Here is a 13,029-nt window from a genome sequence, read left to right as displayed (position 1 = left end):
GATGTAATGACTGAAATAAAAGGGTTACGCGAATTGTATGGCTTTAATCTCTTCTGATAGGAAGATGAATTTTTGGAGGCTTAATAAATGATAAATCTTATTCTCGCTTCTTTGTACAGGTGAGGTGCATTGTCTTGGTTGATGAGATAGATCTTATAAAGTTGGCGTCTGGAAGGAAGACTCTGCGAAAACCTGTGAAATCTCGAATATTTGAAGTTGTGGGACCATATACTTTGAGGGAGCGCTCTCAGGAGATTAGAGATGTTCCTGATAAATGCCTGCTCCTTGAGACCTTAATAACCGGCATCTGCCACGCTGACCTCCGATATGTTAGCTGTTCTAGGCCGCCTGAAATTCTACAAAAGAGGTTGCCCCTATGCGTCTTTCATGAGGGTGTGGCCAGGGTCACGGAAACAGGATATGGCGCTGAGAACCTCTCAGCAGGAGATCTAGTAATTGTAATTCCGAATATTCCTTGCTACATTCATAATCCGATAAAGTATCCCGACATCTATCATGCATGTAGGTCCTGTCGACCTGAGGGTGTTGGGGAAAATCTATGCGAAGACGTTAGGTTCATTTCCAGCAATGCTCATGGGTTGTCTAGGTCATTTCTTATACACCCTGCCAGCTGCATCCTGCGCTTGCCAGAGAAGATGCCTGAAAAGGTCGGTGTACTTGCTGAGCCCTTATCAGTTATAAATCGTGCATTGAAGGTTTCAGGTATAAAACTGAGAGATCGCGTCGCAGTTCTGGGAGGAGGATTCATGGGATATCTAACCGCAGCTGTTATTTCACAGATTTATGGCGTACCAAAAAGCGACCTTCTCGTAACAGACATTTTTGATTTCAAATTGGAAAAGTTTAAGGACTTTGCGACTACGCTGAATACAAAGACAACTTCACTCGAAGCATTCGCTGATACATTTGATATGGCCTTTGAATGCGCGGGTGGGAAGGCAGCTGAAGTAACTATTGATCAGGCGCTTTCCCTGCTTGCGCCTGGGGGTAGATGTGTTCTTGTAGGTGTGAGCGAAGACAAGGTTCCCGTCAGGACTAGAACTATGCTAGAGAAGGGGCTGTCTCTAAAAGGCACGACTAGAAGCGCCGCTATCGATTACCCCGACGTTTTGCGATGGTTGGAGCGTGAAGATTTCAGGAGGCTTCTTGAACGAATAATTTATCCTCAGATGTTCTATGCGAAGGACTCTGAATCAATACTGGCAGCATGTAAGGTGGCAGAAGACCCGATGACTCACGGCAAAGTTTTAATTGATTGGCGAATATGAAGATAAAAGAGTCTTAAAATGAAAATGGGGTTAACCTATGAGGTGCGCCGTTCTAGAAAGACCCGGTAGGCTAATTGTTGGGGAAAGGGCTGTTCCACGTGTAGGCGATGGAGATGTCCTGATAAGGGTTGCTGCATGCGCAATATGCGGGACAGACATTAAAAAATACTTTCGCGGTCACAAACTTATAAAATCCTATCCAATAGTTCCCGGTCATGAGCTAGTCGGCGAGATAGTTGAGGTTGGGAGGAATGTGCGTGAATTTGATGTTGATGTTGACGGGGAGAAGGAGAAAAGGGTTCTTGTAGAAGGGGAAAAAGTTGTAATCGCCCCGGTGATAGCTTGCGAGAGGTGCATAAACTGCCGGGAAGGCCGTCCTGAGTCATGTAACTTTAGAGAGGACTTCGGCTTCAATTATGATGGGGGGTTTGAGGAGTACGCTCTAATCCCTGAGAAACTGCTGAGGAAGAAGATTAACCCTGTGATTCCGGTTCCAGAAAATGTTCCGCTTTATATGGCGGCGATCTCAGAACCCTTTGCATGCGCCCTTCACTCTCATAAGAAACTTGTTAGACCAGGAAGATGGAAAAGGTCAGAGTGCAATTATGATTTGATACAGGGGATAAGGGAGGGGGATGTTGTTGTTATTATTGGCGGAGGCCCGCTTGGGTGCATGCATGCTGAGCTTGCGAAGAGCTCAGGCGCTAGTATCGTGATAATCGCTCAGCATTCTGAGTGGAGACTGAACATGATTAAGAAACTTGGAGTGGCTGACTACTATGTCCTCAATAAGGATACGAGCGACCTTATTGATTCAATAAACCAGATCACCGATGGGCGTGGAGCTGATGTAGTGATAACGGCGGCAAGCAGTTCTGAAGCTCAGGTTCAAGCCTTAAAGATTGTGAGGCAGGGCGGGGTTGTGAGCTTCTTCGGCGGTGTTGACCAAGAAGCCGTAGAGATCCCAACGAACAAAATCCATTATAATGGCCCATTCATTACTGGAACAAGCGGCGCGTCTCCATATCACATACCCATAGTTCTGAAGTTAATGGCTGATGGTAAGATAGACGCCACAAAATACGTAACCCATGTACTAGGGCTTGATTATCTTGAAAGGGTTCTTATGCTTCTCGGCACTCCAAACTTCATATCTGTTGACGAGATAATTTCGAGCAGGGGAGAAGATTTTCTTAGTTTCCTGAATAACCCGGAGCTTAGGCTTGAAGAGTTTCCAAGCCTGCCGGAAAAAGTTCAGGTCTTTAAGGGAAGCATCCTGAAGGCGCTAGTTACACCCTCAAACGCTAAGGTGGGAGAGATTAGATCCCTTTTACACATGAGTGTTGAGGAGAGGAGAGAAGCCTTAATCAAACTTATCGGCTAACTATCCATGTGGGAGGTTGATATGATGAGCCAATACCTGGTTGGCGTTGATCTCGGGACTTCCGCATGTAAGACGGTTGTGTTTTCATTGGATGGGCGTAAGATTTCAGAGTCAACGAGAGAGTATCCAATATTGCATCCTCAGCCAGGCTGGGCTGAGCAGAAACCATCTGACTGGTGGAAAGCAGCTGCCGAGACGATTAGAGAGAGCCTTCATAGGGCGAAGTTAAAACCGGAGGAGATCATAGCCCTCTCAGTTGCTTCTCAGAGAGAAGCAGTTGTACCGATAGGTAAGAATGGGAAAGAGCTGTATAATAGTATAATTTGGCTTGACAATCGTACCCGACCACAGGCAGACCGCATTAGAGGGATGATTAGCGAGAAAAAAGTGCTGTCGATTACTGGGGTTATCATAGATCCTATTTTCTCTGCTTCAAAAATTCTATGGCTGAAAGAGAATGTGAGAAGCATCTTTGAAGACACCAAATGCTTCCTCTGTGCTAAGGATTATATTATCTATAAGCTATCCGGAGAATTCGTTACAGACTATTCAATGGCTTCTAGAACGATGCTTTTCGACATTAAAAATAGAAAATGGTCCGAGGAGATTTGCTCCACCATCGGGATACCAGTCGATAAGCTTCCGGATGCAAAGGAATCAACAGAAATTGTAGGCGAAGTCTCGGAAGAAGCGTCTGCCGAGACAACTCTGCGGGGCGGTCTGCCGATAGTGAACGGAGGAGGCGATCGTCCATGCGAATGCCTAGGTGCAGGAGTGACTGAAGAGGGTCAGGTGAACATAGGAACCGGAACAGGATCCGTCTTAGAAGTCCCAATCGACAGCCCCAAAATAGACTTTAAAGGAAGGGTAAATTGCTGCAGCCATGTAATCCCGGACAAGTGGGAGTACGAAATAATAGTAGCCACTACCGGCGCATCTCTACGCTGGTTCCGTGACACTTTCGGACAGAAAGAGAAAGAGGAGGCTAGAATGACGGGCAGAGATCCCTACGATCTCCTAACAGAGCAGGCATCAAAGGTTGCTTTGGGATCTGATGGTCTCTACTTCTATCCATATCTAACTGGTCTATTCTTTCCGAAATTCAATGAGGCTGCTAGGGGAGCCTACCTCAATATTAGCCTATCCCATCAAAAGCCGCATTTCATACGTGCAATTCTGGAAGGAGTCGCTTTCCATTACCTTGAAGCGCTCCTAATTCTCAAGGACCTAAAGATTAAAGTGAATGAAGTAAGCATGGTGGGCGGAGAGGCTAGAAGCGAACTATGGAACCAAATAAAGGCGGATATCCTTGGGATAAGGATTAGGATACCGGAGGTTGAGGATGCGGCTGCCCTAGGAGCGGCCATATTGGCGGGTGTAGGGACGGAGCACTACAGGGACGTTAAGGAAGCCACGGAGAAAACTGTTAGGATTAAGAGGATCTATGATCCTAACCCCGAGAAACACGGAGCCTATGAAAGAATCTATCGGGACTATAGAGAGGCATTTAAAAGGGTGTATGAGCCTTTAAGTCCAGATTCATAAGCCATTTGAGGCGGAGAATATGTCAGATATTGATGAGAAGATTGAGGAATGTATCGCTGAAATAGGGAGGTATAGGGAATATTCACCTGAGATTGAGGTTAGGATAGATCAGTTGAGAAAATTGAAAGAAGCCTTAAAAAACATTGATGATTCCAGCCTCAAAGACCTATTGACGAAGGTTAGGGATGGCTACGAAGAGAGCCTGCATTATTCTGGCTTTATCCCCAAAACCGTCAGAAACTTGAGATTCATTCTTGAGTGGCTTGAAAAGAAGAAAGAGTGTTCTCACATGCCTTAATGCATTCGAGAGTTACCACCATCAGTGTACAGTTATCTCTTATACCTCCGCAGATTCGAGCATGTTTCATGGTAATTATGTATCCTGATAGGAAGAGATATGAGGATTGTCTCTATAGTAGAGGGTTCATGGAGGTATATGCATCATGTTGGAGATCTTAAAAGAGAAGAATCCGAAAATACGCATTTTTGATGTAGGCTCAGAAGAGTTCAAGGAGTATGGAAGGGTAATCAAGGATCTCGATTTCACACCTATGATTGAATATGCCTTGAACCATGCCGTGCCAGGCTTAGATGTCACATACGAGAGAAGCATACCCCAACTTGAAGCTATGCCTTTGAAGGTAGAGATTGAGAGACGGATCTTCGGCGAAATGCGTATCCAGATCGGTTGGTGCATTGGACGGAACAAAAGGATGAACGGCATGGAGTATCACAAGGGCAGCGAGGTAATAGTAGCGGCTACTGACCTGCTGCTCTTGCTTGGAAGACTTAGAGATGTCAGAGACTACACCTATGATTCAAGTAAAGCGGTGGCATTTTTTGTTCCTGCCACATCGGCGGTCGAGCTTTACGCGACGACCCTTCATTTCGCGCCTATAAATGTTCACCCATACGGATTCATAGCGATCATCATACTGCCAATTATGACCAACGCACCATTAGACACGGTCCCGGAAAAAACAGGTGAAAATAGACTACTTTTTGCAAAGAATAAGTGGCTGATCGTGCATGAGACATCTCCCGCTGCTAAGAGAGGTGCCTATGTAGGAATTATCGGGGAGAACGTTGAGATAAGAACTGATTGAAGCTGCCTGATTGAATACGTTTTAGCCCGCGTAACCCGGATCCAGTTTGCTACGTCAGCCCATTTAATCTAGAAAATTGAGGGTCGGGGACATGAATTTTAACTCTTCACAAATAGTTAAATAGGAATGATGTGACATTAGATATGTCTTCTTTAATGGATTTGGTTGCAAAATTGAATTGAAAGGTTTGATGTGAATGTGCGGGATCTTCGGTTTGATCTCTAAGGAGGGTAATGTGGCGCCCATAATCCATGCTGCTTTGAAAAGGCTGGAGTATAGGGGCTATGACTCAGTCGGCGAGGCCACAATTTACGATGGAAAGGTGTATGTTAAGAAGGATCAGGGAAAGATTGATGAGGTTCACGCCGCCCTCAACCTTGATGACCTCCCAGGATCTATCGGTGTTGGTCACACAAGGTGGGCGACTCACGGCGCACCATATAAGGTCAACGCTCATCCGCATCTTGACTGCGAAGAGAAGATCGCGGTTGTGCATAACGGCATAATCGAGAACTTTGTTGAGTTAAAGTCTGAACTGGAGAACCTTGGGCATAGGTTCAAATCGAAGACGGACACTGAGGTAATCCCGCATCTGATCGAAGAAAACATTAAGAAGGGCATGTCTCTGACCAACGCTGTCGGCGAGACTGTTAGGAGGCTTAAGGGTTCATATGCCATAGCTGTTATATCAACCCTTGAGCCTGACAGGATAATATGTGCGAGGAATGAGAGCCCCTTGATCATAGGGGTCGGCGAAGATGCCATCTATTGCGCTTCAGACATCCCCGCCTTTCTCCCCTTAACCAACAGGGCTGTGGTCCTTGAGAATGGGGAGATGGCCATACTTCAGCTTGGCAAGTATGAGATTAGAAGGATAGCCGATTGGGAGCCGGTCTACAGGGATCCGGAGGTTATTAAGTGGACTGCTGAAATGGCTGAGAAGCAGGGGTTCCCGCATTTCATGCTTAAAGAGATATATGAGCAGCCCAGATGTCTAAGAGACACGTTGAGGCTTCAAGAGAAGTACCTAGACCTTATGGCAACCTTCTTAGAAAGGGCGACAGAAGTCTTCCTAGTGGCTGCGGGAACATCGTATCACGCATGTTTAGCCGCGTCCTACATGTTTTCAGACCTAGCTTTCCTTGCAACTCATCCTGTTATCGCATCCGAATTCATTGAGCAGGAAGGCATGGCCGTGAATATTAACAGCACAATTCTAGCAGTAAGCCAATCGGGCGAGACGGCTGACACGCTGGCAGCGGTGGAGCATGCTAGGAATAGGGCCGCCACAATCCTGGGATTGACGAACGTAGTCGGCTCGACATTAACCCGTGTATCCAGGGTCTACATACTTCAGCAGTCAGGGCCGGAGATAGGGGTTGCAGCTACAAAGACATTTACCTCTCAGCTTTCTGTTCTTGCTCAGCTTGCGCTTAGAGTTGCGAAGCTCCGCGGTAAGGTTGGGCATCGGCAGATCGAGGAGATCGAAAAAAAGATTAGTGAGGTGCCGGATATTGTTGAAAGGACCCTTAAGAGGAATGATGAGAAGGCGCGTAGCCTTGCCCGAAAGCTAAAGGACAAGCAGGTCTTCTTCTTTCTTGGGCGCGGCATAAGCTCGGCTACCGCGGCTGAAGCGAGGCTAAAACTGATGGAGATTGCTTATATTCCATCCATTGCGTATCCTGCAGGTGAGAGCAAACATGGACCCATAAGTCTGATTGAGCCAGGGTTCCCTGTTGTCTTCATCTGCCCTAAGGATGAGACTCATAGGATGATCATAAGCAACATTATGGAGATGAAGGCTAGAGGAGCACACATAATCTCTGTTATTGAAGAGGGAGATGAGGAAATAAAGAATTTGTCAGACGATTACTTTGAGGTTGCAGGCCATCTTCCCGAGGCGCTCTCGCCGATAGCATTCATTGTTCCCTTGCAGCTTTTCGCCTATTATATGGCTGTTGAGAGGGGGTTAAACCCAGATAAACCCAGAAACCTTGCTAAGTCTGTCACAGTCAAGTAGAGCATCAAAACTTCTTTTCGGATTCATCATTCTGGCTTCCTCAGGGGAGAGCTATCTTTTATAATAATTTGTCGAGTAATAAGAGTAGAGTCTTGACTGTGGGAGAATTTGGTCGTGATTGAAGAGAAGGAAATGGAGAAAAGATGGAAGAGTCTTGTCGACAATTTGATTGCTGAGGGGATACTTAGATCGCCTCCGGTGATAAGGGCGATGAGGCTCGTTCCAAGAGGTCTCTTCCTTCCTAGAAAGGACTGGCATTACGCGGCTGTCGATTCTCCGCTTCCAATAGGCGAGGGGCAGACAGTCTCGGCGCCACAGGGTTGACAGATAAAGTCAGCCCGGCGAGACATGGTATCAATAATGAATGAAGCCCTCGAGCTACAGGTTGGACATAAAGTATTAGAAATAGGGTCTGGCTGCGGCTGGCATGCCTCCACGGTGGCGGAGATCGTCGCGCCGAGCGATGAGCCGAGGCAGAGATGGGGGCACGTTTACACCGTTGAGATTCTTCCCAGCCTGGCTAGGATGGCTGAGGAGAATATTAAACGGGCGGGTTATGCGGATAGGGTGACGGTTATATGTGGAGACGGATCAAGCGGATACGCTGATGCAGCACCATTTGATAGAATATATGTCACAGCTGCCGCTCCCTCAATTCCGCCGCCGCTCTGCGATCAGTTAAAATCAGGCGGCATCCTGCTCATTCCTGTAGGAAGCGTTGGATTTTATCAAACTCTTCTGAGAATAAAGAAGATGAATAGTAGATTGCATGAAGAGGACCTCGGCGGCGTAGCCTTCGTTCCTCTTGTAGGGAAATATGGTCATAAGATCTATAGGGGCTGATGGGTTAACAGAAAGTTATATCTTCTATGCGGCTCATTTAACCATTGATGAGACTGAGGGAGATCGTTTGGGCTCTGATCTACTGCAAGGCATCACGTTCTCGTTGATTACAGTCGTAATTGCGTTGTTGTTGATTCTTCTGATAGAACGTGAGAGGAAGAAACCAGTTCCCAATAAAGATTATCCGTTAGAGAAGGTTGAGGCTCCGGGTTTATCAGTCCCGGTAAGGAGAACAATAACTGATGATATGTACAGGGAGGCGAAGGATAAGCTTCGCATATTAGAGGTGGAACGGGAGATTCTAAGTTATGCTATTAGGAGACTATATGAAGCCGCGGCTGAGGGAAAGATTACTGAAGAAGAAAGAGACCGGCTGGCACTCAGATATAAGGAGGATCTTGAGAGGATAAAGGGTGAGATAGCTAGAGGAGAATATATTATTGCGTTGAATGAGCTGGAAAGGATGCAGGAAGAACTTGTGAAGATCTTCTCCGATCGTCTAGAGGAGCTAAGCAGAAGGATCGAAGAGTTAAGGACTATCTCCGGGTTTGCCCCGCCGCCTGAGCGTCCTGAGCCTACAGAAAAAGTTCAGGAAGCCAAAGAGGAGAAGATCGAGACTAAGAGAGATGAGGCGTTGCCGGCTTCTGCGGATGCGAAGAAGAGAGTGGCGAAGCCGAAAGGTCACATAGAAACTGAAAAGACGGATGCTGAGAAGAGAATTGAACAGATTGTCTCTCAAATTGAGGAGGTTATGAAAAGATTAAGCCAGTCAGAAGTTGAGGAATAGGGATGAGCTGGAGAGAGAAAGCGAAAAGGAGGGCGGCCCTAGAGGCGGTTAAGCTCGTTCAAGACGGCTACATAGTTGGTCTGGGAACAGGCTCGACAGTTGCGTATGCGATAAAGGAGATTGGGAGGAGAATACGAGAGGAGAATCTTCGTGTACTAGGCGTTCCAACATCAAATCGCTCACTATTCCTTGCAGTCGAATGTGGAATCCCTTTAACAACTCTGTATGAGCATCCGACCGTTGACATTGATATTGATGGGGCCGACCAGATTGACTTGAAACTCAACCTTATTAAAGGGGTGGGTGGCGCCTTAACAAGGGAGAAAATTGTGGCGGCATCCTCAAGAAAAGTGGTGATTGTTGCTGATGAGACAAAATTGACTGATAATCTGGGCGAAAGATGTCCTATACCGTTGGAAGTCTTGCCATTTGCCACTCCCCTCGTCTGCTCAAGAATTAAGAGCTTAGGCGGTAAACCCGTTTTAAGGGAAAATAAAGACTCCGCTGGACCTTTCGTTACCGATAATGGAAACTTAATTATCGATGCCGATTTCGGCATAATTAGCAATCCACGTGAGTTGGAGGCAAAGCTTAAGGCTATCCCTGGAGTGGTTGAGACGGGCCTTTTTCTGGGTATCGCCGACGTTGCCTACATCGGCTCTGAGACCTCGGTAAGATTGTTAAGGAGAAAGGAATAGCCGACCATAAAGTATGCAATTATCAATAAATGGGCGCTGGGAATTGTCTGTAAATTAGGTTTCCTTCAGGATGATTTTCACTGTGACGGCGTACTCGCATGGTTTGTTCTTTGGTAATTTCACCCTTAATCCAGATGAGTCTCTTGTCCATTCCACAGGCTTGTCTGAACCTAAGAGATGAACACTTTCAATCTCTCCTCTTAGAAGTCTGAGGTCGGTGCTTAAGGATTTGACAATCAATTCTTCTCCAGGCCAAGCAAGTGCAATTGCGTAGAGGACATCATCCTTTCTTGTGAAGCGTATGTCCCTTCCTGTGAATGGCATTTGTTCTTTTTCTTTGAATTCTCCGGGAATTGTCTTGGTCGGGCCTTCCCCATAAACTCTCCAGGGCCTTGTGCCATATATCGCCTCGCCATTTATCTCAAGCCACTTACCTATCTCAAGTAGGATGCGCTGCTGTTCCTCGGGGATTGTGCCGTCGGGCTTCGGGGCGATGTTTAGAAGCATCGAGCCATTCTTGCTTACCGCGTCGACGAGGTCATCTATGATCTGATCGGCCGATTTGTAGTTATGGTCCCTGATGTAGCCCCATGACCTTCGGCATATGGATGTATCGGTCTGCCAGAACATCTCCCTTATGTCATCCAGTTTTCCCCTTTCGATATCGAGAATTGCAGCTTGCTCCGGGAAGGCGTTATGCTTATAGTTTATGACGACGCCAAGTTTCCATTGGGCTGCCTTATTGTAGTAGTATGCTGCGAAGGCTCTTAGGTAAGGCTCAAATGCCGGCTGCTCAATCCACCAGTCAAACCAGAAGATCTGCGGTCTGTACTTGTCAACTAACTCGCATGCTCTCCTAAGCCAGTCCTCAAGAAAATCTTTGTCCGGCTGCGTCGACTTGGGTTGAGCGGGACCATAGAGCGAATGGTATCTTGGATCTTTAACGTCCGACTCAAACTGCATTCCGCCCTCAAAGAACCACCAATGCTCTGCCCTGTGATAAGAGACTCCGAAAACAAGTCCCTCATTCCTGACTGCTGACGCAAGTTCCCCTATTACATCTCTCATCGGACCCATTCTTGCAGCGTTCCACTCCGTATAGCTCGAGTCATACATTGCGAAGCCGTCATGGTGTTCCGCAACTGGAACAACATACCTCGCGCCTGCCCGGCTGAAAAGTTCGGCCCATTCCTTAGGCTCCCAACGTTCAGCCTTGAAAAGATTGATGAAGTCTTTGTATCCGAAGACCTTCTGGGGTCCATAGGTCTTTATGTGATGCTTGAAAGCTGGCTGATCGATGAGGTACATGTTTCTCGGATACCACTCATTCTGGAATGCGGGGACGGAGTAAACTCCCCAATGAATGAAGATTCCGAATTTTGCATCGAGATACCATTTTGGAACGGTATATTGTTTGAGTGACTCCCAATCAGGTTTAAAAGGGCCCTCAGGTATTTGGATGCCGCATATTTCCATGAAGATCACCTCTCCTCGCAAATCATTTGAAGTTTAATTTATTTTTCTATTCGCGGTCTCAATGTTCTCGTGTCCTATCGAAGGCTGTACGAATCCGTTCGAGGGATTAGTGCTATAAGGATCTTCTTAAGTGTATATTCTTCTTCCTTTCTCATCTGGGATTGCGGACTTTCGATAGAAATATGTGTTTATAACGTCTCTCCACTCCGCCGCATCTTTAACCTGCCTTTCAAGACGTGTAAGAACCTCCTCGAACCTTTGGTCATCGATTTCCCCTTTAAGGCTGAGCCATTTCTCTCTAAGTTTCTCCGCCTGCTCAACACCCTCAAAATGGGTGTCGTATATGTGCTGGATTAATGTCTTTCCAGATTTCAATCGATAGGTGTATGGTATGCGGTGGAAGAATAGCAGAAGATCCTCAGGACAGGTGCAGATTGACTCGAAAATTTCAGCGTTTGGAGGGTTATACTGACCTGTAAACCCTGTTCCAGACTTAACTGTTCGGTCGACGCCTACGCCGAAGTGATCTGCCCTATGATATGTTCCCCATATAGAATATTCATATCCATCTGGGCTTGGGCCATAATGGGTGCCGGGTGTAACCATCCAGCCGAGCCCCATGGGCGTTGTGTAGTTCTCATATGTTCTCCATGATGAGAGTAGCATCTCGGTTATCGTTTCCACAACGGTCTTCTTATTTGAAAATGTCTGTCTAACCCATTCTCTCGCGATTTCTTCTGCAGATAGATCAGGGTTCCAAGCAAGCCGACCAAACCCGTAGAGGTTAGCTTGAGCCAGGTGATGGCCGGTCCAGTTTGGGTCGTCGCCTATGTTCGATACTCCTGCCATACCGCAGTTCCTCATGCCTAATATTGAACCGTCAATTATTCTTTTGACGGTTGAGCCCTTGCCATTCAGGTATGTGTCGAACTCAAGTACCTCTTTCCACATGGTGGGTAAATAGCATAGATGTATCTGCTGTCCAGTATACTCCTGGGTTATTTGAAGTTCAAGGATCTGGTTTGTCGCCATTAACTTGCCGAATAGAGGTGACACTGGCTCCCTAACCTGGAAGTCCATAGGTCCATACTTGATCTGGAGTACAACATTCTCTCTAAATTTCCCATCTAGAGGTGCGAAGATCTCGTAGGCCGCCTTCGCCCTGTCAACCGTCCTGTCACGCCAGTCCTGAAGCTTGTAGACGAAACATCTCCATATGACTATCCCGCCAAAGGGCTCCAGCGCTTCAGCCAGCATGTTTGCGCCGTCGGCTTGGCTGCGACCGTAGGTGGATGGGCCTGGAGTGAACTCCGAGTCAGCCTTGACAAGGAACCCTCCGAAGTCTGGGATCCACTTATATATCTCTATTACCCTGTTTTTCCACCATCTTCTCACATCCTCGTCAAATGGGTCGAAGGTTTTTAGTTCTCCCAAAATCAGTGGGCTTGCGAAATTTATGCTTAGAAAGGTTCTTATGCCATAACATCTGAAAACCGAGGCTAGTTTTTCCAGTTGGGGCAGATATTCGGCAGTGATCAGTTTAACAGCCGCGCCCCTCACATTCACATTGTTTAATACGATACCGTTTATTCCTATCGAGGCTAGAAGTCTCGCGTAGTCCCTAACCCTGCCGATTCTTCCGGTTACCCTGTTATCGTGGTAAAAAATGGATCGGCCAGCATAGCCTCTCTCGATGCTGCCGTCCAAATTGTCCCAATGATTAATTAGTCTCAATGGGCATCTCGGCCGCTCGACTATGTTTAGATTGTTAATTTCTTGCCTTAGCATTATTAGGCGAAGGAAGTGGAAGGTTCCATATAGGACGCCTCTGTCTGAGTTGCCTAGTATGGCGATGTAGCCGCCGCCAGACTTTTCGACTGT

10 protein-coding genes and 1 pseudogene are annotated in these 13,029 nt (G+C 46.8%); 9 read left to right on the top strand and 2 right to left on the bottom strand.

The genetic code is table 11. From position 1 onward, the window contains the following. Positions 1–134 precede the first annotated feature (134 nt). From NZ952_03140 to rpiA, 9 genes and pseudogenes are all read left to right on the top strand, one after another. Positions 135–1,289 carry an alcohol dehydrogenase catalytic domain-containing protein gene (locus tag NZ952_03140; GenBank protein ID MCS7120181.1) on the top strand — a complete coding sequence of 385 codons (1,155 nt, stop codon included), beginning with the start codon at positions 135–137 and terminating at the stop codon, positions 1,287–1,289. 37 nt (positions 1,290–1,326) lie between these two features. After that, positions 1,327–2,673 (top strand): alcohol dehydrogenase catalytic domain-containing protein, encoded by a 1,347-nt coding sequence (locus NZ952_03135; protein MCS7120180.1) that lies wholly within the window; start codon positions 1,327–1,329, stop codon positions 2,671–2,673. A gap of 21 nt (positions 2,674–2,694) precedes the next feature. Beyond that, a complete protein-coding gene (xylB, locus tag NZ952_03130; protein ID MCS7120179.1) occupies positions 2,695–4,218 on the top strand; it encodes a xylulokinase in 1,524 nt (507 codons plus the stop codon). A 19-nt stretch (positions 4,219–4,237) separates the two neighbouring features. Next, complete coding sequence (locus NZ952_03125) at positions 4,238–4,516, top strand: hypothetical protein (protein MCS7120178.1); 279 nt, start codon at positions 4,238–4,240, stop codon at positions 4,514–4,516. A 145-nt stretch (positions 4,517–4,661) separates the two neighbouring features. After that, entirely contained in the window at positions 4,662–5,324 is a 663-nt protein-coding gene (locus NZ952_03120) for a DUF4867 family protein (protein ID MCS7120177.1), read from the top strand. Between the two features lie 196 nt (positions 5,325–5,520). After that, complete coding sequence (glmS, locus tag NZ952_03115) at positions 5,521–7,344, top strand: glutamine--fructose-6-phosphate transaminase (isomerizing) (GenBank protein MCS7120176.1); 1,824 nt, start codon at positions 5,521–5,523, stop codon at positions 7,342–7,344. A gap of 132 nt (positions 7,345–7,476) precedes the next feature. Further along, positions 7,477–8,187 (top strand): annotated as a pseudogene (locus NZ952_03110) (protein-L-isoaspartate(D-aspartate) O-methyltransferase). Further along, a complete protein-coding gene (locus NZ952_03105) occupies positions 8,162–8,974 on the top strand; it encodes a hypothetical protein (GenBank protein MCS7120175.1) in 813 nt (270 codons plus the stop codon). The pseudogene NZ952_03110 and the gene NZ952_03105 overlap by 26 nt, the downstream one beginning before the upstream one ends. A 2-nt stretch (positions 8,975–8,976) precedes the next feature. Next, positions 8,977–9,672, top strand: a complete 696-nt coding sequence (gene rpiA, locus NZ952_03100; protein ID MCS7120174.1) for a ribose-5-phosphate isomerase RpiA — start codon at positions 8,977–8,979, stop codon at positions 9,670–9,672. A gap of 54 nt (positions 9,673–9,726) precedes the next feature. Here rpiA and NZ952_03095 read toward each other — a convergent pair whose 3' ends face one another. Both NZ952_03095 and NZ952_03090 read right to left on the bottom strand, forming a co-directional pair. Then, the gene (locus NZ952_03095; protein ID MCS7120173.1) at positions 9,727–11,148 is read right to left on the bottom strand and encodes an alpha-L-fucosidase; all 1,422 of its coding nucleotides are present in this window, start codon (positions 11,146–11,148) and stop codon (positions 9,727–9,729) included. 126 nt (positions 11,149–11,274) lie between these two features. After that, a partial coding sequence (locus NZ952_03090) for an alpha-glucuronidase (GenBank protein ID MCS7120172.1) occupies positions 11,275–13,029 on the bottom strand: 1,755 nt, incomplete at its 5' end.

This window comes from Candidatus Bathyarchaeota archaeon (assembly GCA_025059045.1).
GTDB lineage: Archaea > Thermoproteota > Bathyarchaeia > Bathyarchaeales > DTEX01 > JANXEA01.
The sequence above is the reverse complement of the archived record's forward strand: the minus strand, read 5'-3'. Positions and strand labels throughout refer to the sequence as shown.